This is a genomic window from Stenotrophomonas sp. GD04024 (genome assembly GCF_029837545.1).
GTDB lineage: Bacteria > Pseudomonadota > Gammaproteobacteria > Xanthomonadales > Xanthomonadaceae > Stenotrophomonas > Stenotrophomonas forensis.
Genome location: NZ_JAOEDV010000003.1, coordinates 70,614 through 89,882, shown reverse-complemented (window position 1 = coordinate 89,882; position 19,269 = coordinate 70,614). Strand labels below are relative to the sequence as shown.

General features: G+C 64.9%; 17 protein-coding genes and 1 pseudogene. 5 read left to right on the top strand and 13 right to left on the bottom strand.

Features of this window, described 5'->3' with window-relative positions; all coding sequences use genetic code 11:
* Positions 1-89: 89 nt before the first annotated feature.
* On the top strand, positions 90-1,148 hold the full coding sequence (tssA, locus tag N7590_RS01765) for a type VI secretion system protein TssA (RefSeq protein ID WP_053508696.1): 1,059 nt from the start codon (positions 90-92) through the stop codon (positions 1,146-1,148).
* Positions 1,149-1,193: 45 nt separating this feature from the next.
* On the opposite strand, the gene N7590_RS01760 is transcribed toward tssA, so the two are convergent.
* The 6 genes from N7590_RS01760 to N7590_RS01735 form a co-directional block, all read right to left on the bottom strand.
* Positions 1,194-1,973: an OmpA family protein gene (locus tag N7590_RS01760; protein ID WP_053508694.1), complete on the bottom strand. Its 780-nt coding sequence runs from the start codon at positions 1,971-1,973 to the stop codon at positions 1,194-1,196.
* Between the two features lie 2 nt (positions 1,974-1,975).
* Positions 1,976-2,959 carry a type VI secretion system-associated protein TagF gene (tagF, locus tag N7590_RS01755; RefSeq protein WP_006451227.1) on the bottom strand — a complete coding sequence of 328 codons (984 nt, stop codon included), beginning with the start codon at positions 2,957-2,959 and terminating at the stop codon, positions 1,976-1,978.
* The gene (gene tssM, locus N7590_RS01750) at positions 2,956-6,663 is read right to left on the bottom strand and encodes a type VI secretion system membrane subunit TssM (RefSeq protein ID WP_164240434.1); all 3,708 of its coding nucleotides are present in this window, start codon (positions 6,661-6,663) and stop codon (positions 2,956-2,958) included. The genes tagF and tssM overlap by 4 nt, the downstream gene beginning before the upstream one ends.
* A 15-nt stretch (positions 6,664-6,678) precedes the next feature.
* The gene (locus tag N7590_RS01745; protein WP_164240436.1) at positions 6,679-8,115 is read right to left on the bottom strand and encodes a hypothetical protein; all 1,437 of its coding nucleotides are present in this window, start codon (positions 8,113-8,115) and stop codon (positions 6,679-6,681) included.
* 42 nt (positions 8,116-8,157) lie between these two features.
* Complete coding sequence (locus N7590_RS01740; protein ID WP_006451293.1) at positions 8,158-8,418, bottom strand: PAAR domain-containing protein; 261 nt, start codon at positions 8,416-8,418, stop codon at positions 8,158-8,160.
* A 102-nt stretch (positions 8,419-8,520) separates the two neighbouring features.
* Positions 8,521-9,402, bottom strand: a complete 882-nt coding sequence (locus N7590_RS01735; protein ID WP_239510805.1) for a M15 family metallopeptidase — start codon at positions 9,400-9,402, stop codon at positions 8,521-8,523.
* Between the two features lie 275 nt (positions 9,403-9,677).
* On the opposite strand from N7590_RS01735, the gene N7590_RS01730 reads away from it, so the two are divergent.
* Entirely contained in the window at positions 9,678-10,361 is a 684-nt protein-coding gene (locus N7590_RS01730; protein WP_164240437.1) for a hypothetical protein, read from the top strand.
* Positions 10,362-10,447: 86 nt separating this feature from the next.
* Here N7590_RS01730 and N7590_RS01725 read toward each other — a convergent pair whose 3' ends face one another.
* The gene (locus N7590_RS01725) at positions 10,448-11,491 is read right to left on the bottom strand and encodes a DUF6708 domain-containing protein (protein ID WP_164240439.1); all 1,044 of its coding nucleotides are present in this window, start codon (positions 11,489-11,491) and stop codon (positions 10,448-10,450) included.
* 8 nt (positions 11,492-11,499) lie between these two features.
* Positions 11,500-12,483, bottom strand: a complete 984-nt coding sequence (locus tag N7590_RS01720; protein ID WP_204275086.1) for a DUF6708 domain-containing protein — start codon at positions 12,481-12,483, stop codon at positions 11,500-11,502.
* Between the two features lie 131 nt (positions 12,484-12,614).
* Between N7590_RS01720 and N7590_RS01715 the strand changes: the two genes are divergently transcribed.
* Both N7590_RS01715 and N7590_RS01710 read left to right on the top strand, forming a co-directional pair.
* On the top strand, positions 12,615-13,526 hold the full coding sequence (locus N7590_RS01715; protein WP_080374934.1) for an SUMF1/EgtB/PvdO family nonheme iron enzyme: 912 nt from the start codon (positions 12,615-12,617) through the stop codon (positions 13,524-13,526).
* Between the two features lie 287 nt (positions 13,527-13,813).
* Positions 13,814-14,725, top strand: coding sequence for an SUMF1/EgtB/PvdO family nonheme iron enzyme (locus tag N7590_RS01710; RefSeq protein WP_164240444.1), 912 nt, complete (start codon positions 13,814-13,816; stop codon positions 14,723-14,725).
* 59 nt (positions 14,726-14,784) lie between these two features.
* Here the strand turns inward: N7590_RS01710 and N7590_RS01705 are convergent, their stop codons facing one another.
* From N7590_RS01705 to N7590_RS01690, 4 genes and pseudogenes are all read right to left on the bottom strand, one after another.
* On the bottom strand, positions 14,785-15,315 hold the full coding sequence (locus N7590_RS01705; RefSeq protein WP_279935023.1) for a DNA repair protein: 531 nt from the start codon (positions 15,313-15,315) through the stop codon (positions 14,785-14,787).
* Between the two features lie 13 nt (positions 15,316-15,328).
* Positions 15,329-16,381 (bottom strand): annotated as a pseudogene (locus N7590_RS01700) (YdiU family protein); the annotation flags it as partial.
* Between the two features lie 32 nt (positions 16,382-16,413).
* Positions 16,414-17,103, bottom strand: coding sequence for a glutathione S-transferase (locus tag N7590_RS01695; RefSeq protein ID WP_164242434.1), 690 nt, complete (start codon positions 17,101-17,103; stop codon positions 16,414-16,416).
* Between the two features lie 182 nt (positions 17,104-17,285).
* Positions 17,286-17,495: a cold-shock protein gene (locus tag N7590_RS01690; RefSeq protein ID WP_004153307.1), complete on the bottom strand. Its 210-nt coding sequence runs from the start codon at positions 17,493-17,495 to the stop codon at positions 17,286-17,288.
* A gap of 301 nt (positions 17,496-17,796) precedes the next feature.
* Between N7590_RS01690 and N7590_RS01685 the strand changes: the two genes are divergently transcribed.
* Positions 17,797-18,285 (top strand): YaiI/YqxD family protein, encoded by a 489-nt coding sequence (locus N7590_RS01685; RefSeq protein ID WP_053512042.1) that lies wholly within the window; start codon positions 17,797-17,799, stop codon positions 18,283-18,285.
* Positions 18,286-18,291: 6 nt separating this feature from the next.
* Here N7590_RS01685 and N7590_RS01680 read toward each other — a convergent pair whose 3' ends face one another.
* Positions 18,292-19,170, bottom strand: a complete 879-nt coding sequence (locus N7590_RS01680; RefSeq protein WP_053512043.1) for a pseudouridine synthase — start codon at positions 19,168-19,170, stop codon at positions 18,292-18,294.
* Positions 19,171-19,269: the final 99 nt, after the last annotated feature.

Genomic DNA, 19,269 nt, shown 5'->3' with positions numbered 1-19,269 from the left:
CGTATTCAGCTACAGGCACTTGCCCGGATCCCGTAATCGCGTTCACATTCAACGGCTAGAATCGTCCGCAGTCCCCAACGAGACCTGCCATGCTGGATCAGGAAGCCCTGCTGGCCCCGATTTCGGAAAACGCCCCGACCGGTGAAGACCTGTCGTTCTCGGCGGAATTCGATCGGATCATCGAAAACCGTCGTGCCGACGACCCGACCCTGGACCAGGGTGCGTGGCAGACCGACATCAAGTACGCCGACTGGAGCAGTGTGCTGCGCGAGGCCGACAGCCTGCTGCAGACCCGCACCAAGGACCTGCGACTGGCCGGCTGGCTCAGCGAGGCGGCCACCCAGCTGGAAGGCTTCCAGGGCCTGGCTGCTGGCTACCGGGTCACCGCCGGGCTGTGCGATCGCTTCTGGGATGAGGTCCATCCTCAGGCTCCGGACGGCGACTTCGAAGAACGCATCGGCAACCTCAGCTGGCTGCTGACCAATTCGCTGCAGTGGCTGCGGGCGGTGCCGATCATCGTCGCCCCGCAGGGGCGCTTCAGCCTGACCGATTTCGAGCATGCCCACGCCCGCGCCAACAGTGGCGAGGACGATGACGGCCGGCCCGGCCTGGACATCCTCACTGCCGCCCGCCGCGACACCCAGCACGGGTTCTACCGCCAGCTGGCGGATGACCTGCCCGACTGCAGCCAGGCCTTGGCCGAACTGCAGGCGGCGGTGGACAACCGGCTGGGGCTGGACGGCCCCAGCTTCAGCGCCGTACGCGAGCAACTGGAGCATCTGCAGCGCACCGTGCTGCGCTTTGCCCGCGAGGCCGGAGTGTTGCTTGATGGCGAGACCGGGGCGGTGGAAGACCCGTTCAGTGACAGCCATTTCGCCGAAGACGCACCCACGTTCGAGGCGACGCCGGCTGCGCCCTCGCGCGGTCCCGCCGGTGCGCCGGGTTCGCGCAAGGAAGCCTTGCAGCAGCTTCGCCAGGTCGCCGAGTTCTTCCGCCGTACCGAGCCGCACAGCCCGGTCGCCTATCTGGCGGAAAAGGCAGCGCGCTGGGGCGAGATGCCGCTGCACGTCTGGCTCAAGCGGGTCATCAAGGACCACGGCACGCTGGAACAGATGGAAGAAATGCTGGACGTCAATCCAGAAGACTGAGCTGCGCGTCACGGCCGGGGAGCCTGACCGGCTCCCCGGGCAAAGTTACTGGATCTTGAACTCGATCCGGCGGTTGCGCGCACGACCGTCGTTGCTGGTGTTGTCCGCCACCGGCTCATCCGGCCCCTTGCCCAGCACGTCCATGTGACTGCCGGGGATGCCCTTGGACATCATGTAGTTCTTCACCGCCAGCGCACGTGCATGGCTGAGCGTGAGATTGGACTCACGCTGGCCGACATTGTCGGTGTGGCCGATGATCAGGAACCGGCTGTCCGGCATCTGCGCCATCTTCGCCACCATCTCGTCGAGGATGCTCATGCCGAACGGCGTAAGGCGCGCGCTGCCGCTCTGGAATTCAATGATGCGGTTGGCCAGGGTCTGGTCCAGCACGTTCTGCTGCGAGCCCACTTTCAGCGCGTTGGTCACCGTGTAACTGGTGTTGCTGGCCAGGCTCAGGTCACTGGCGACCTGCTGGCGCAGGGCTTCATTGCCGACTTCACCCGTAATGCGCACCGCCTGGCCATTGACCTCCAGCTTTCCGGGCGACACCCGCTTCAGGCCCGGATTGATCATGCCGGAAACATAGTCGCCCCAGTTCGGCGGCGTGGCGATGGTTTCCACCTGGATGCGGTCGACCACCCGCTCGGCGCCATAGACCGCGCGCAGGTTGTTGAGCAGCTTGGCCTTGGTCGCCTGGTCAGGCACCACGCCTTCGATGACCACCGGACGCTCGCCGGCGGCCACTGCCGGCGCGTTCTGCGCGGCCAGCGGCGCGGCCACCAGCAGCAGCGGCAGCATGAGATGGAGAGGTTTGCACAGGCGCATCGTCAGGTTCCCAGGAAAGTCTCGCCGAACAGCTTGCGTGCGGTGGCCAGGGCCAGGTCGTCACGGTCGAGGAAGCTGCCGAAGCGGTTGAGGTTGTAGTCGCCGCGCAGGTAGTCGTCCACCCACTCCGAATGCTGGATGCGGATCAGGAAGTCGCCCGCCTCGGCCGGATCCAGCACGGCGCGCAGCACCTGGCGATCAGCGCCGTTGAAGCCGACGATCATGCTTGGCGCAGCGTCGTTGCGGATCAGTACGGCAAGTTCGAAATCGCCGCGTGCGACGAAGCTGGACAGCAGGTCGAGCCAGAACGCCGCCACCAGCGGGCGATAGGCCGGATCGCGCACCAGCGGGAACACCAGCGCCTTGTCGATGTTGACGTCGCCGCCACTGAGCACCGGCTGCAGCAGCAGGCCCAGCGCGGGCAGCACCTGGCGCAGCGCCACGTCGCCGTGGCCGGACTCGCGCAGGCGCTGCTCCAGGTCGGCCACCGTGGTGTTCTCGAGGAAATCCTGGAAGCTGCCGTTGTAGTCACCCGGGTCGGTGCTGATGCTGAAACGGGCATCGGCCAGCTGTGCCAGCGCCTGTGCTGCGTCGCTGTCCTGGTAGGCCTGGCGTGCGAGCCTGGCCAGGCCCGACCAGGCGTTGGACATCGCCAACGGACTGCGGCCGATGAACGGCAACGGCTCAGGCGCATCCAGGCGCAAAGCCGACAGCAGCGGGAAGCGCCGCTCGGACGCGTCGCGGCTGGCCAGGAAGTGGCCGCACAACACCATCTTGCTGCGCGAGCCCAGGAAGGCGTAGTGGATCTCGGGCGCTTCGTCGTAGCGCTGCTTCCAGTCCGGGCTCTGGCTCAGCAGTTCCAGGCTCTCGCCGGCCCAGCGGTCGAGCCAGCCCAGCAGCTGGTGGTTGTCGGCCGCGCGGACGAAATCGCCGCGCGAGGGCACCTTGCCGAAATAGGACACGCCCGCGCTGACCACCCGGCTCATCGGGCGCCTCCAGCGGCCGGAGCCGGCGTCGCTGCCGGCGCAGCAGCGGGTGCCGCCTGCGCCGCGGGCTCGCCACCGGCAACGCGTTCGGGCAACTGCAGCCCGCGCTGCCAGTCACCTCCGCCCTGTGCGGCCTCACCGGCACGACGGACGATGCGCATCTCCACCGGCACCGACACACCGTTGCCCGTCCAGGTGATGCGGCTGGAGTCATCCAGGCGCTCGACCTGGCCCGCCCCCATCAAGCGGTTGACGCCGTTCGAACCTGGCGCACTGAACACTTCCACCGTCCTGCCATCGCCGGTCACCGCGGTGATCTTCACGCCCGGCACCTGGCCGACGTTCGGGTACTGCATGGTCGTCCACTGCGGTGGCGTGTTGCGATAGCGCAGCACCTGGCCGTCGATCTCGATGGTGTATTCCAGCGCGCCGGCCGCCGGTGCCGGCAGGATCTCGAAGATCGTGGTGTCCTGCGACGCACCGGCCGCCGAACCACTCACCCAGTTGCCGTAGTTGGCCACCAGTTCGGCCGACAGGTTCACGCCCTGCCCGGCCCAGCGGCGGGTCTCCAGCAGCGGGCCACGCTGGATCACCAGCGTGCCCAGTGCCTCCTTGTTGAAGGCCGCGATGCTGCCGCTGGCGCCGAAGATGCCGGCAATGTCGCTCGGCGCCGCGTCGACGTCGGAGTTCAGGTTGAACGGGTACTGCTGGCCGATGCGTGCCTTGAAGGGGTCATAGACCTGCGCCTTCCAGGTCTTGTTGACTTCATTCTCGGTCGGCGCGATCAACGTGCCGAAGGTCTGGGTCAGCGGGCGCAGCAGCAGCGGACGCAGCGCTTCACGCTGCTTTTCGTCCAGCCCGGTCAGCACCTGCTCATCGACCAGCGCCAGGCCCACGCTCAGTTCGGAACCTTCGTTGCTGAAGGTGTCCTGCATCAGCTTGCGGGTAGCGACCCCGATTTCGCCCTGGCTCTTGATCGCGTTCAGACGCGCGCGCAGCTTGGCCAGCGTGTCGAAGTAGGCCGTGATCACCGCCGGCTGGTCACCGCGCTCGCTGGTCAAGCGGGCAATGCCCTCGAACGCCTTGCCGATGGGGCCGACCGGCTGTGCCGCAGCCGCGGCGGCCGGGTCCTTGCGCAGGATGGTGCGCTGGAACCAGGCGACGAAGCCCTTGCGCGCCTTGCTGGAGCGGGCCAGCGCCTGCGGGTTGTCCCACACGGTCTCTTCGTTGATGCGCTCCAGCAGCACGCGCAGTGGCGAATTGCTGGCATCGCCCAGCTTGTTGATGCGTGCCACCGCCTCGTCGAAGGTGCTGAACTCCGCCACGCTCAGGCCCTGCAGGAACCGGGTCCACTCGCGGGCATAGTCGTTCTTGTACAGGTTCACCAGCTCGCGCGAGACGTGCTCCGGGCTGCCGGCCAGCGACAGATCGCTCTGCTCGGTGGTCCCCAGCACCCAGTCGGTGGTGCTCAGCTGCGTGTTGGCCGCTTCCTTGATCGCATCCTGCACGTACTCTTCCCACGCCTTGCGCGAGAACGCACCGGAAATGGCGTAGTTGCCGTTGATCATGCGGCCGTTGCGCTCGACGCCGATCAGGCTGTCGACCGTGGTGGTGGTGAAGCGTGCGCCGGCCCGGGCCTTGATCTGCGCGTACACGCGCTCCATCGCCGGCTGGCCCTTCATCACCTGGCCCAGTGCCTGGCGCGTGTCGGACACCAGGGTGACCTTGTTCTGCACCTGCGGCCAACTCGGCTGGCCCGCCTGCGCCACGTAGAAGGTCATCAGCTTCTCAGCCGCGCGGACCATTTCCTCGCGGCTCATCTGCCCGCGGTTGGCTTCCAGCCAGGTGCGCCAGAACAGGGTCAGCTGCTGCGACAGGTGCGCACCCTCCACATACTTGCGGTTGCCCAGCATCAGGTAGGTCTTGAGCGCGTTGTAGGCATCGTTGGTGCTGGTCGGCGACGCGTTCTGGTACAGCACCTCGCTCTCGGCAGCGCTGCTGGTGCCCTGCCCCAGCTTGTCGCGCTCGGCGACCACCTGGCCCAGATAGTTCTCCAGGTTCGATACGGTCGGCGCCAGCATCACCTGCTGCATGCCGTGGTTGTACTCGCGCAGCAGCTTCTCGCGGATGGCCGTGCCCTGGTACAGGCCCAGATGGGTGGTGATGCCCCCTTCCTTGCCATAGCGGTCCAGCTGCTCCATGCGATCCTGCAGCAGCAGCAACGCATCGATACGTGACTTCAGGTCCATGCGGTCCTTCTGCACGCGCACGGCCTGGTCCAGATCCTTGGTCGCATTGGCAACCAGCTGCGCATTGGTGGTGTACGACCACGTCCACAGGCCCAGCGCGAGGGCCAGCACGCCCACCGCGCCCAGGAACACGCCATAACGCAGGCGGTTCTGGTGCGGGCTGGAATACTGCCGCACCAGTTCCTTGTCGGCAAAGATGACCTTGCGGAACAGGTCCTTCAGGAAGAACGCGGTATGCCCGGTCGGCGCCTCGTCCACGTTCGAGCCGCGCTCCAGGTTGAACTGGCGGCCGACGCGCTCGGAGGCGTGATGCACCGAGCGCCCTTCCTGCAGCGCGCTGGAGAAGTAGAAGCCGCGGAACACCGGCTTGAACTGGTAGGGGTTGTCTTCGAACAGGGTGGCGATGAAGGTGCGCAGCGCCGGCTTGATGCCGACGAACTCCAGCGGCAGCGACAGCAGGCCCGGCGAGACCTCACGGCCACGCTGCATCGCCATGTGGGTCAGGCTCATTTCCTTGATGCCTTCGGCCAGCTCATCAAAGTGGCTGTCGAAGGCGGCCAGCGCGTCACCCTGCTGCTGCACGTCGAACGGCAGCGTCGCGCCCCACACATGCTCGCGCTCGCCCGGATCGAGGTTGCGGAAGAACTCGCTGAACCCGGCGATCAGGTCGGCCTTGGTGAACAGCACGTACACCGGCGCGAATACTTCCAGGCGCTCGGTGATTTCCTGCACGCGCTGGCGCAGGTTCTTGGCCAGTTCGATGGCGAACTCCGGCTTGCTGCCGGACAGCTCGGCCAGGCTGGCGGCGATGATCACGCCATTGATCGGTGCACGCGGGCGGTTCTTCTTCAGCAGGCCGAGGAAGGTCAGCCACTCCAGCCGGTCCTCGACGCTGACCGAGTAACGGCCGGCGGTGTCGAGCACGATGCCGTTGGTGGTGAAGTACCAGTCGCAGTTACGGGTACCGCCGATGCCCTGCACGACGTTGCCGCGGTTGTCCTCGAACGGGAACTGCAGGCCCGAATTGAGGATCGCGGTGCTCTTGCCGGCCGCCGGGTTGCCGATGATCACGTACCAGGGCAGTTCGTACAGCGCGGCGTTGCCCTTCAGCACCCCCATCCGCGAGGACTTGATCTGCTTGACCGCATCCATCATGCGCGTACGCAGCGCTTCGGTATCGGCGCGCTGTGCCGGCTGCGCGCTGGCTACCGCCTTGTCCGCCTCGTCCTTGACCATCGCCTCCACGCGCTTGGCGGCGCGCCGGGCAAGCATCCGCTTGACGACCCAGACCAGCAGCGCCAGCACCAGCAGGCCGGCCAGCACGATGGCGACCCAGATGCCGATCTGCCGTGCCTCGGCCTCGCCGTAGTGGGCCAGCGCAGCGGCACCGACCAGGCCGATCACCATCCACAGACGGTAGTCGCGCAGGTAGTAGCTGAAATTGCTCAAACTCATGCAGGGATCCAGGGGTCAGGGAGCGGACGGCGCCTCGGCCGTCAGCGTCGGGGAAGGAAGAGGATCGACCAGCCCGAACAGGCGCTGCTGGTTGTCGGCGACACCGAGCAGCAGCACAGGTTCGCTCTGGCGCTGAAGCTGCGCGTGGGCCAGCGCCAGCTGGGCCAGCGGCAGCGCCGGGCCCAGTTCGCCGGCGCTGATGGTCAGCGCCAGGCTCTGCGGACTGAAATCGAGATCGGGTGCCAGGGTGGCAGCGATGGCAGCGGCATCCACCATCAGGTCGCCCCGGTGGTCAGCGTCGTGCAGCACGAACTGGGCCTGGGCGCCATCGGTCGCCAGTGATGCATGCCACTGGGTGGCGAGCGCCGCCAGCTGCCGACGCTGTTCTGCCGGGCGCTGCCCCTCGACCTGCTCGGCACTGACCAGCTGTGGTCGCCACAGCCGGGCGTCGCCTTCGCGTGCAGCAGCCTGGCTGGCCAGCAGCACGCCCGCTGCGCCTTCACCGGGTACGTGGCCATCGGTGCGCTGCGCCGTCGCCAGCACCCCGGCCGACTGCCAGGCCGAGACGATGCCGGCATCGATGCTGGACGCGGCCGCCAACAGCAGGTGCCAGCGTGGCGTCGGCGACGACGCCAGCGCATCGATGACCCGCTGCACATACGGCCACACATCGCGCGCACCATCCAGCACGGCAATGCGCACGTCGAAGCGGCGCGCATCGAGGCCGGCATCACGCGCCTGTCGCTGCAGCCACTCCTGTACCCACGGGCGCAAACCATCGGACCAGCTGCCCGGCACCAGCAATTCGAGGGTGAGGATATTCTCAACGCGCTGTTCATCGCGGCGGCGCAGGCCGGCCACCACCACCTCTTCGGAGGCTTCGATCTCCGGCAGGGCCGTGAAGGCGGCCTCCAGCAGGCGTTCCAGCACCGGCCGCAGCAGCGCCAGTGCACGCCGTTCGTGCGCGGCGGTATCGATACCGTCCTGGCGCACCTGCAGGACTTCGAATTCGTCCAGATCCGGTGCTGCGCTCATCCGCACCGGCAGGTTGTAGTTGTCGCGGAAACGCCCGTCGAGCACCGGGCGCGGTGGCGCCGCCGCAGCCGCCAGCAGGGCCTGCGCATCGAGGTCCATGCCCAGGCGCAGGTGGCCGGCCAGCAACGCAACGGCAGGCACGCCCGACGGGGCGCCAGCGACACTCTCGCGTTCGGCCGGGGCCGGGCCGGAACGATCCTCACCGGCTTTCTGCAACGCCACATCGGCGCCGCGCCGCGCGGCGTTGCGCAGCATGAAGCCGGCACCACTCAGCCCCACCGGCAGCAGCCCCAGATAGGCCAGCATCTGCATGCCGGTCGGTACCGTGCCGCTGTTGCGCCAGTAAAGAATCGTCGCGCCCCAGGTGGCGATGAAGACCATCACCACCGACGCTGCCTTGCCCAGCCATCCCGCCATCAGTTGCCGTGCTCCATGCGCTGCTCCCGTCGACCGCGTCGTTCAGCGCAGGCCAGTGGTGGCCTGTGACGCCATCAGCGTCGCCCCGCACGCCGTGCGGTCGCCATCGCGCGCCACCGGCTGACCATCGATCACGACGGTTGCGTCACCACTGACAATCGAGGTTGCGCCATGCACGGCGCAGACTGCACGGTCGCCCACCCGGGCCACCGCCTTGCCATTGATATCGGTCTGGCCGGTGCCTGCCACCACGCTGCCTCCGTGGCTGAGCTTGTCACCGACGACGATAAACGGTCGTGCCATCCATCATGCTCCTTGATCCTGTGTGACCTGGCGCTCCATCGCCCCCTGTTCCCCGGCGACCCAGATCATCGCGGTAACCATACCAGCACCGCCATGCGGTTATCACCCTTGGCGTGACAGTTCTTCACGCTTGGCCGCACGGGCCGCGCGGCAACGCGCTGTCATTTCCACGTGAACATAATCCTTGATGCTGCGCCAGTTTCCACCCCAGTCCAGGCCTGCCTGTTCAGCCAGCTCGCCGTACAGGAAGTAACCACGCTTGGTCCACTCGTCGTTCATGTCCCACTGCAGCTTGCCATCCCGGATCGGTGCACTGTCCACGCCCAGCCCATATTGATGGCAGCTCTGCCAGGCGCCTGCACGTGTCGCCTTGCCTCCGGCCATCAGCTCGGCCTGCCGCTGCGGACTGCGGTAACCCTCGATCAGCACCATCTCGTAACCATACTGGCGGCGCATCACCTCATAGATGGCCAGCACGCGCTGCTGCAGATCGGCATCGATCTGATCCCACTTGCGGTCTGCCGTCACGATTTCAGGCCGCAGGCGGCGCACCTCGGCGGTGGTGAAGACTTCCGGTGGCGGCGGCGGCGGCGGGGTCAGGCGCTCCCCCCGCAGCAGCTGGGCGACCATCGAACTCGACTCCGCCAGATCATCGCCGCGAAAATCTTCGAGCACCACCGTCTGACGTGTGATCAATATCACAGTTGGAGGAATGAGCAGCGCCGCTGCCGCAATCGCCATAATCGGCCAATGCCGCCGAAGGGCACTGTGTGCAGCGCCGGCTTCTTCACGAACCCCACTGCGCACCCGGGTAACCCCATGACCGACTTTATCGCCCACCCGACCCGCCTTGCGACGGAATCCGCCCAAGCGGCGCGACAGTGCCTGGCGCAGCGATTCCACGGTCTCGGGAAACAGCAACACCCAGCACACCGCCGCCACAAGTGCGACAACGGCAATGGCAGCAACCACGATTGGCAACACCGGTCCTCCTTGACTCGTAATCTGGTTGACGCCCCACCGCCTTTCACTAAGAATGCGGAAATTCGCTTCGGCAGATGCCGAGTCAAACCAAGGGCTGGATGCACTTGAATAATGGCGGAATCAATCGGCCAAGTCTGCTCTCAGGGGGAGCGCAGGCGAAGGGCCAGGCCCCGAATTCGGGCCGTATTCTGGCAGACATGGAGGGCCGGCAGGCAACCGCGTCCCCTCGTGCTGCGCGCGCGTCGGCCGGTGGCAATCGGCGCCTGGGGCTATGGTTGGGCATCGGTGCCGTTGTCGTCGCCATTGCCGGGCTGGCCGCCTGGGGCTTCTCCGGCAGCAGTGATTATCCGGAACCGAGCGAGTATTCGCTCACACCGGATCCGGCCCATGCCACCGGGCACCCGGACATTCCGGCGGGCGCCCCGCGTGACGGCGCTGCCATGATCGTCGATGCGCCGGCCACCGCCGGTGAGCCGGCCCTGCCTGCACCTGCCGCAGACACAGCGCCTGCATCCGCTGATGCCGCTTCGGTCGCTGCGGCCCCATCGGCGGCGACTGCGGCGAGCGGGGCGGCCGCACGCAGTCCTGCGCCTGCCGCACGCGCTTCGCGTGCCGCAACGCAGAGCGACGCAAAGAGCAAGGGCGATGAAAACCTGCTCGGCACCCTGCTCGGCATCATCAAGGAAGAGGACAAGGCCAAGGCCAAAACGAAGGCCAATGCCCAACCGCAAAGCATGGACGACCTGATCGCACAGATCGAGGCCGACCAACGGAAACGCACTGAAGACGAGCGCGCCGCCTTCGAGCGCGTGGCCAGCAAGAAGTCCGCATCGACCGAGTCGAACATCCAGGCTCAGCTGCGTGCCTGCCCCAGCCCCGCGTCGCTGAAGGGCGTGGATTGCCGCCGCCGGATCTGCGCAGCGGTGAGCGGCAAGGACCCGGCCTGCCCGGCGATGTGAGGCGTTTTTGTAGGTCGAGCCGTGCTCGACTCTGCTGCACCCGAAGACCGCTACCAGCCCGCACACGTTGCCGAACGCAGTTTCTGTCAGACCCGGCTCGTTGCCTGCAGGAGCTGCTGCCGCACTTCATCGTTGCGGGCCTTCGCAGCGGCTATCGAGTCCTTCCAGAATCGCTCCATCTGATCCGCCCGGCCACCCGCATGATCCACCCGCCCGTATACGGCCGGCGCACGCAGCGGCGGCGTACCGGAAGGCTCGGATGTTCCGCGTCGGGTCACGGCCGCCGACCAGACCGGCTTGCGGCACAGCTTCATCGCAAGGAAGCGGAACAGCGCCCAGGGCAAGGTGAGCGGCAGTGCAATCCACATCAGCCCTGCGCCCGCAGAAGAGACATGAATGATGAACGCATTGCGGAAGCTCGGCACCACTGAGGTGTAGAGCTGCAACGGCGGGAACGGAAGCGCGGAACGACCATGCTCCATGAAGCGCCGGATCATTTCCCAGTGCGCGAGCACGACGGCAGGGTTCGAACCGCAATCCGAGCCTACCGCAAAGGTGTGCACGACCTGATCGCCGCGCATCACCAGGCCCCTGAGATCGTAGGTGTAGTCGTCACCGGGCCCAGCGGGCTTGTCCCTGCCAATGATGAAGCGGACATCCGACCAGGCCGCTGAAATCACCTTGTTGCGTCCGCCTGTGAAGACATGCACCTGGTGCGTGGTTCGGTCAAAGCGGATGGGGTAGTACTGGTAGCGGAAGATGTCCCGCAGTATCAGCATCCAGAAGACAAATCCGACAAACGCGAGAGCCAGGGTGCTAACGCCGACGGCAGCATAGATGGCATCAAGTGACTGAGCTTTGTTCTCGGTGGAGATAGCCGCGTGCAGCATCGCAATGATGAAGATTGCACCCAGCACCACAAAGACGCTGCCACCCATCAGAGCCCATCCGCGGTATAAGAAATGCCGATCCACATACTCCATGGAGTCAGCATCCAATCCGATGATGCCCTTGTTGATCGGCGTAAACGCCGAAGAGTCGAACTGGCGCACATCGGCACCTTCTTCATATTGGGAGAGGGGGCGGTTGTTGCGATAGCGCTGGGCAAGCCAGCCGGCGAACTGACTCATCTGCGGCATTATCCTGATCGAGTTGAACGACGATCCCACTCCGACTGCGCCATGACCTCAGGCTCGGCCAGCCTCAGAGGGTCATTCGCGTCGACCTCGCACTCATCCTGCACCCATTGCGGCCACACTGGCACACGGCAGGACTTCAGGACCAGCCACCGGCAGAGCACCAAGGGCAGCAGCAGTGGCATAAGCATGAACCGGGCACTCAGCATGGCCGGCCCAAGGCTGGCGACCACGAACAGATAGCAGTTGCGCAGGGAAGGCTTGACCGACAGGTTCATCTGCCGACCGTCGATGGTGTCGACCACCTCGGCGGGCCCTTCTTCCATGTAGCGGCGGACAAACTCCCAGATGCCACGTATTTTCAACTCGTCATCGAAGTAGTGACCGACAGCGAAGGTCCGCTTGACGAGATGATCCTCAACGATGCTGCACCGCAGGTCACGCAGGAACTCCTCGCTGGTTCCTTGCCCGATGTAGAAGACGGCCTCATCCCATGGGACGGACACCGCGCCCTCCTTCCCGCCCATGAAGAAGTAGACCTTCCGGTTGCGCCGGTTGAATCTCGTCGGGTACCAGACGTAGGTGAAGAACTCGTATCGGAGGGTGATATGCCAGAACAGTGCGGGGGCGCCGACCACGCAAGCGCCCACCATGCCGTACATCACCCAGTCCCATATGTCCCCCTCCAGGTTGGGGAAGACCAGAGTGAAGAGCAGGAAGAAGCCGAGCAGGAACAGCCCCAGCGTGCCAAGCAGGACTACCGTGGTCGACACCATTCCCCGCAGACGGAAGCGGCGATCGATCAGCTCGATGCAGGTCGAATTGAAGCGTACCAGGCAGGCGTGTTCGGCGGGCGCCACGGATTGAGCGGCATGTACATTGAAACGCGATGCACTCTCCTGGGGAGAAAGTGGACGTCCCACGGGAAAATCGCGCATCCATCCGGTATACATCCAATCTCCCTTTCCCGCAGCGTTGGCGAGCATGACATGCCATGCGACTACTGGGCGGCCAGTGTCGCCACCGACGGGCCCACGTGATTGTGCACTCCGCTCGATCGGGATGCACTGGCTGGGCGAGCGCGATAGCATGGATCATTCGGCCAAGGAAGTCCCTGATGTCCACACTCTCGCCCCGGACTGCAGCTCTATTAGCCATTCTGTTACTCACTACATCCGCATGTGCCAAGGCGGAAGATTCCCCGTCCGAAGCGAAGCGCGGCCCCGGTACAGCTACGCAACAAAAGGTCGTATCTGACCTGGTACCGATCAAGGGAGGCTCGTTCCTCATGGGTGATTTTGGCCCCGTGCACAACGAGGACAAACTGCCCTACAGCGGAGCCATGAACGATGACGTGCTTCGAAAGATCACGCTGGACGGCTTTTCGATCATGGCCCACAAAGTGTCGATTGAGGATTTTGATGCTTTCACGGACGCTACTGGCCGCCCGAGGGTGGGTACTTCGAAGATTGACTCGACGCTTTATCGTGCCGATCCCAAGGCCGCTGCCGGAGTGAAGTGGCAGGATGCCCTGGACTTCTGCACGTGGGCTGGGAAGGGGTCGGGTCGTAAGCTCACACTCCCAACCGAGGCACAGTGGGAGTACGCGGCACGGTCAGGAGGCAAGATGGTTCTGTTCGCGACCGATACAGGCACCATCGAAGATGGTCGCAATGTCGCGAGCTATTCCCAGTACGATGACGGCAGCGGATCCTCTCTGGGCAAGTTCCCTCCCAATCCGGCAGGGTTGTACGACATGACAGATCACGGCTATGAATGGGTACAGGATTGGTACGAGGAGAACTACACGGGAGGTGATGCAAAAAATCCTCTTGGACCGAAGAAGGGTACCCAGAAGGTAATTCGAGGGAATGACAGTCGTGGCGGTGATTCACTTGTATTTGTTGCCATGACGTTTGCGCGCGATCACCAGCCTCCGAATCCCCCCAAGCTCAAGAACGCCCACGGAAGTGACATTGATGCGAATCAGAATGCGAGCCACGGGTTCCGCTGCGTCAATCGGGACTGAGGGCGGAGGATTCGAGCCGGATGCATAGGGCGGTTGGCGAGGTACTACCGCACTCCAAGCTTCACCCGAGCACTGCCTAGTCGACCTGCTCCAGCCATAGAGCCATGAAGGGGCGACAAAGTCGCATCTATCACCCAATGAGTGCCGGAGAGCTTGGCAAGCGCATCATATACTGGGCAGGGCGGACCTGAGGATGGCGCAATCGCAGCCTTCTCGTTGCGACGGGGTATTCACTTAGTGCGCCAGGTCCGCTGCTACTATGCAGTGCTCGGCCAAAGGAATTCTTCATGTCTATGCTTTCACTTCGGACAGCCGTCCTGCTCGCCACCCTGCCGCTTACTACCACTGCATGCGCCAAGGAGGAAAGACCATCTGTCCAAGTGGACCGTGGCTCCGGTACAGCTACTCAGCAAAAGATCATGTCGGACCTGGTGCCGATCAAGGGTGACTCGTTCCTGATGGGTGATTTTGGCCCCGTGCACAACGAGGACAAGCTGCCCTACAGTGGAGCGATGAATGATGACGTCCTCCGGAGAATCACGCTGGACGGTTTTTCGATCATGGCGCATAAAGTTTCGATTGAAGATTTTGATGCTTTCACGGACGCGACTGGCCGCCCAAGGGTAGGCACCTCAGCGCTTGACGCAAAGCGATATCGTGCTGACCTCAAGGCCGCGGCGGGAGTGAAGTGGCAGGACGCTGTGGACTTCTGCACCTGGGCCGGAGCAACATCAGGTCGGAAGCTGGCACTTCCCACCGAGGCACAGTGGGAGTTCGCGGCGCGCTCCGGTGGGAAGATGGTTGTGTATCCGACCGATACAGGCACCGTTGATGATGGTCGCAATGTCGCGAGTTATTCCCAATATGAGGACGGTAGCGGAACTGCCTTGGGCAGGTTCCCTCCCAACCCAGCCGGTCTATACGACATGATCGACCATGGCTACGAATGGGTCCAGGATTGGTACGAAGCTGAATACTCCGGCGGTGATTCAAGAAATCCCACCGGCCCAAAGAGCGGCACAGAGAAGGTCATCCGGGGAAACAGCAATCGCGGCGGCGACTCACTCGCCTTGGTTTCAATGACTTTCACTCGCGATCATCGCCTCCCGAATCCTCCAAGGCACAAGGATACGGATGGGAGCGAGATTGATTCCAATCAGAACAGGAGCCATGGATTCCGCTGCGTTACTCAGGACTAAGGCTTGGGGCCTGCTGTCTGAAGTACCAGGGAGCGGCGATACATCGCCGCTCGGCGGCATCATGCAAGCATGGTCTGATCGTCACGATCCAACCATAGTCCCGGGGGATCCATCATTGCGAAAGTCGGAGCTTCGGTGCCGTCCAACGCAGCCAGCTGTACTGGATCATCAATGTTCATGATCTGAGCCACCTCGTATCCCTTCGGGAACTCATTGAGCAACTTTGCGCGCTTCTCAAGGAAGGACTGGAGATAGGAATTCCCCACATCGCCGACCTTGTCGCGCGAGTGCTTGTTCATCGTCCCGAACACGTTGGGCAGATCATTGTTCAGCGAGTAGCCGTAATCGAGGAAGCGCACCACGTCACCTTCCGCCTTGCCGCCGTCGGGCCGGCGCTTTCCTTCGATCGTCATGTGTTGCATGACATTCATCCACTCCGGCCTGGATGTGACCGGCTGCAGAATGTTCAGCACAGCCTGCTTGTGCCCTGGCAGCGCGTGGATCTCGATGTCGCCCCAACCCGGAGAGAACTCAGGAAGATTGCGCGCATGTGATTCAGGGTAGTGTCGGGTAACGGCGTAAAGCAGCATCCCCCTGGTCTCTGGTGTTGCGTAAATGGTAGGCGGCCAGACCGGCCTGCAGCGGTGCCACATCGGCAAACAGCGGAGCCAGCGCCTGCACCAACCGGCTCAGGTTCCAGTACGCCACCTGTGGCTGCGTACCGAAGCGGTAACGGCGGCCCTGCGCGTCGGTGGTGTTCGGCGTCCAGTCCGGGTCGAAGTCCTCGACCCAGCCGTAAGGGCCGTAATCGAGCGTGAGGCCGAGCACGGACAGGTTGTCGGTATTCATCACGCCATGCACGAAACCCACGCGCATCCAGTGCGCGATCATCTCGGCGGTGCGTACCGCGATCTGCGCGAACCAGTCGCCATACAGCGCCTCGCCCTGCCCCTCCAGCTCGGGGAAATCGCGGGCGATGCAGGCATCCACCAGCTGCTGCAGCAAGGCGGTTTCACCGCGCGAAGCCGGCAGTTCGAACGAACCGAAGCGCAGGAACGAGGGCGACACCCGGCACACGATGGCACCGGGCTCGGCACGCGGGTGGCCGTCATAGAACATGTCGCGCACCACGTCTTCGCCGGTACCGACCAGCGACATCGCGCGCGTGGTCGGCACGCCGAGATGGTGCATCGCCTCGCTGCACAAGAATTCGCGGATCGACGAGCGCAGGACGGCACGACCATCAGCACCGCGCGAATACGGCGTCGGGCCCGCGCCCTTCAACTGCAGCTCCCAGTGGCGCCCATCCGGCGCAACCAGTTCACCCAGTGAGATCGCACGGCCATCGCCCAGCTGCCCGGCCCAGTGGCCGAACTGATGCCCGCCGTAGTTCGCCGCCCACGGCTGCATGCCGGCGTACAGCGCATTGCCGCCGAACACGCGGGCGAAGCCTTCGCTCTCGACGTCAGCGGCATCGAAACCGAGCAGCGTGGCCACCTCCGGCGACCACGCCAGCAGAGCGGGCGCTGCCACCGGCGTGGGCATCACCGGTGACCAGGCCGCGCCCAGCACTTCACGGCGGCGCGGGCCGGATTCGGGGTCACCCGGCAGACTGTGCAGCAGGCGGTTGTCGAAACGGGGGCTGTCGGTATCCATGGCCTTGAAGATGGGGGCGACCGCCGCCCGCCTCAATTACCGCTGAGCGCCTGCAGGTGGCCACCGTGGGCCTCGGCACGCTGGTAGGCCGGGCGCTCGCCGATGCGCTTGAGGAAACCACGCAGTGCGGGCTTGTCGTCGAGGCCACCGCCACGTGCAGCGGCGGCCTGGATCGGGAAGCTCATCTGGATGTCGGCCGCGCTGAACCGCTCACCCGCAAACCATGGGCTTTCGGCGAGGCGGCGTTCCATCCAGTCCAGGTGCAGGCGCCGCTGCGGGCCAATGAAGCCCCGCTCGGCCTTGTCGGCAATGCTGCGCGCGATCGGGCGCGCGAAGAACGGCATCGGCGCGTTGCGGATGCGCCCCATCACCAGGGTCAGCAGCAACGGCGGCATCGCCGAGCCTTCGGCGTAGTGCAGCCAGTAGCGGTAGGCAATGCGCTCGGCGCCTTCGGCTGGCATCGCTGGCGGCGACAGCTGGCGCTGGCTGTCGTAGCGGTCGGCAAGGTAGTCGAGGATCGCACCGGATTCGGCCAGCACCAGCTCGCCATCCTGCAGTACCGGCGACTTGCCGAGCGGATGCACGTTGCGCAGCTCGGGCGGCGCCAGCAGCGTTTTCGGATCGCGAGGATAGCGACGGAGCTCGTAGTCCAGCCCCAACTCTTCAAGCATCCACAGCACGCGCAGCGAACGGGAGTTTTCCAGATGGTGGACGATGCGCATGAGGATGATCCTTGGGAAGACCTGCATCGTACCGCGCAGGATGCATGCCGCTTGTAGAGTCGAGCTTGCTCGACTGTCGTTGCAAGCAGTCGAGCAAGCTCGACTCTACAAAACGGCGGGCAATAAAAAACGCCGGAAGCTTTCGCTTCCGGCGTTCTGGCTACCCAACGGTAGCAGACGGATTAGACCGCCTGCACCTGGTCAGCCTGCATACCCTTCTGACCCTGGACGGCGATGAAGGTAACCTTCTGGCCTTCCTGCAGGGTCTTGAAGCCGGTGCCCTGGATGGCACGGAAGTGCACAAACAGGTCCGGGCCGCTTTCCGGGGTGATGAAGCCGAAGCCCTTGGCGTCGTTGAACCACTTGACGGTGCCGGTCTGACGATCAGACATTTGACTAACTCCTGAAACACATGTTGAAAAAATCGCAGCCACCGGGTATCGGGGCCGAGACTGAGTTGCAGGCGTTGGTAAAGCGGATCGATGAGCGGATCGTGAGATCAACTGCACCAGGCCACGATTCACGGTGACCCTAGCAAACACAGTGGGACCAACGATACGCGTGTTTTCTGCAAAAAGCGATAGCCCGGACGTTCATGGGCAGGGCCCGCCCGCTAGGCGTGACAAGGGCTGGCAGCCGATCGTGGCTAACTCCGAGTCCCCATTCAGGTTTTTCCTACCCTACACTGGGTAAATGACTGAAGCTGAAACCCAAGCTGAACCCGCCCTCCCCCGCATCTGGGTGGATGCAGACGCCTGTCCTGGCGTCATTCGCGACATCCTGTTCCGGGCCGCTGAACGGGTCGGGATCGAGCTGACCCTGGTCGCCAACCAGTGGGTCCGCACCCCGCCCTCGCGCTGGTTGCGCTCGATCCAGGTGCCGCAGGGCCTGGACGTGGCCGACAGTGCCATCGTCGAGCGGGTTGCCGCTGGCGACCTGGTGGTCACCCAGGACATCCCGCTGGCCGCGCTGGTGCTGGAGAAGAAGGCCGTCGCACTGAACCCGCGCGGCCAGCTGTACACCCCGAACAACATGGCCGAGCGCCTGTCGATGCGCAATTTCATGGAAGAGCTGCGCGGCGCCGGGGTCCAGACCGGGGGCCCGCCGCCCCTCGGCCCACGCGACCGGCAGCTGTTCGCCGCCGAACTGGACCGTTGGCTGGCCCGGCGTCCCGGCCGCTGAACGGCGCTACCCCGCCTGATCCGGCAGGCACAGGCGGCGCTGGCTGCTGAACTGCCGCCGTTCCCCGCTGAGCGGATCATCGAAGGCCAGCCCCTGTGCCAGCAGCTGCAGGGGCGGCTCGGCCGCCCCCTGCGGGCGCGACCTCAGTTGCGGATACAGGTCATCGCCCTCGATCGGCGCGCCCAGCGCGGCCATGTGCACGCGCAGCTGGTGCTTGCGGCCGGTCGCTGGCCGCAGCCGGTAGTGCCAGATCGGTCCCTCCGCCTCGATCAGTTCGATCCAGCTCCGCGCATTGGGCTCGCCCGGCGCTTCGGCCATGCGGAAGAACGGCTCGCCCGGCACCAGCCGGCTATGCCGCTGCAGTGGGAACGCCACGCCCGGCAGGGCCGGTGCCAGTGCCTCATAGATCTTCTCGATGCGCCGTTCGCGGAACAGCCGCTGGTAGGCATCGCGTGAGGCCGGCTGCGTGGAGAACATCACCAGCCCGGCCGTCAGCCGATCCAGCCGATGCAGCGGCACCAGCTCGGGGTTGCCGGTGCGGACGATCAAACGCGCCAGCAGGGTTTCGCGCACGTGCCGGCCGGCCGGCGTCACCGGCAGGAAGTGCGGCTTGTCGGCCACCAGCAGGTGCGCATCCAGATGGACGATGGTCTCGGCGAACGGAATCACCGCCTCGTCGGCCACCTCGCGGAAGTACTGGATCTCCAGCCCCACCTGCCAGGGCAGGTCCGGCGCCAGCGCCCTGCCCTGCGCGTCCTGCACGCGACCACGGGCGAAGCGGTCCTGCCATTGCGCGCGGTCGATGCGCGGGAATCGCGCGCACAGGCCATCAAGCAGGCTGGGCCAGTGGCCGGGCGGCAGCTGCAACCGGCTGGGAGGGGTCATCGCGTCCATTCCTGCGGTGGATAGAGCGTGCAAGCGTGCCACGTTGACGCCCTGCCGACAGCCCGGCAACGGACACCCCAGGAGCAAACCTCTATCATT

What these genes read in the sequence shown, in the direction of transcription:
- N7590_RS01690 (WP_004153307.1), bottom strand. Translation starts at nt 17,495, where the DNA reads ATGTCTGATCGTCAGACCGGCACCGTCAAGTGGTTCAACGACGCCAAG.
- N7590_RS01720 (WP_204275086.1), bottom strand. Translation starts at nt 12,483, where the DNA reads ATGCTCGCCAACGCTGCGGGAAAGGGAGATTGGATGTATACCGGATGG.
- N7590_RS01760 (WP_053508694.1), bottom strand. Translation starts at nt 1,973, where the DNA reads ATGCGCCTGTGCAAACCTCTCCATCTCATGCTGCCGCTGCTGCTGGTG.
- N7590_RS01740 (WP_006451293.1), bottom strand. Translation starts at nt 8,418, where the DNA reads ATGGCACGACCGTTTATCGTCGTCGGTGACAAGCTCAGCCACGGAGGC.
- N7590_RS01695 (WP_164242434.1), bottom strand. Translation starts at nt 17,103, where the DNA reads ATGCGCATCGTCCACCATCTGGAAAACTCCCGTTCGCTGCGCGTGCTG.
- N7590_RS01685 (WP_053512042.1), top strand. Translation starts at nt 17,797, where the DNA reads ATGACTGAAGCTGAAACCCAAGCTGAACCCGCCCTCCCCCGCATCTGG.
- N7590_RS01745 (WP_164240436.1), bottom strand. Translation starts at nt 8,115, where the DNA reads ATGGCGGGATGGCTGGGCAAGGCAGCGTCGGTGGTGATGGTCTTCATC.
- N7590_RS01705 (WP_279935023.1), bottom strand. Translation starts at nt 15,315, where the DNA reads ATGCTGCTTTACGCCGTTACCCGACACTACCCTGAATCACATGCGCGC.
- N7590_RS01710 (WP_164240444.1), top strand. Translation starts at nt 13,814, where the DNA reads ATGTCTATGCTTTCACTTCGGACAGCCGTCCTGCTCGCCACCCTGCCG.
- tagF (WP_006451227.1), bottom strand. Translation starts at nt 2,959, where the DNA reads ATGAGCCGGGTGGTCAGCGCGGGCGTGTCCTATTTCGGCAAGGTGCCC.
- tssA (WP_053508696.1), top strand. Translation starts at nt 90, where the DNA reads ATGCTGGATCAGGAAGCCCTGCTGGCCCCGATTTCGGAAAACGCCCCG.
- N7590_RS01715 (WP_080374934.1), top strand. Translation starts at nt 12,615, where the DNA reads ATGTCCACACTCTCGCCCCGGACTGCAGCTCTATTAGCCATTCTGTTA.
- N7590_RS01680 (WP_053512043.1), bottom strand. Translation starts at nt 19,170, where the DNA reads ATGACCCCTCCCAGCCGGTTGCAGCTGCCGCCCGGCCACTGGCCCAGC.
- tssM (WP_164240434.1), bottom strand. Translation starts at nt 6,663, where the DNA reads ATGAGTTTGAGCAATTTCAGCTACTACCTGCGCGACTACCGTCTGTGG.
- N7590_RS01725 (WP_164240439.1), bottom strand. Translation starts at nt 11,491, where the DNA reads ATGAGTCAGTTCGCCGGCTGGCTTGCCCAGCGCTATCGCAACAACCGC.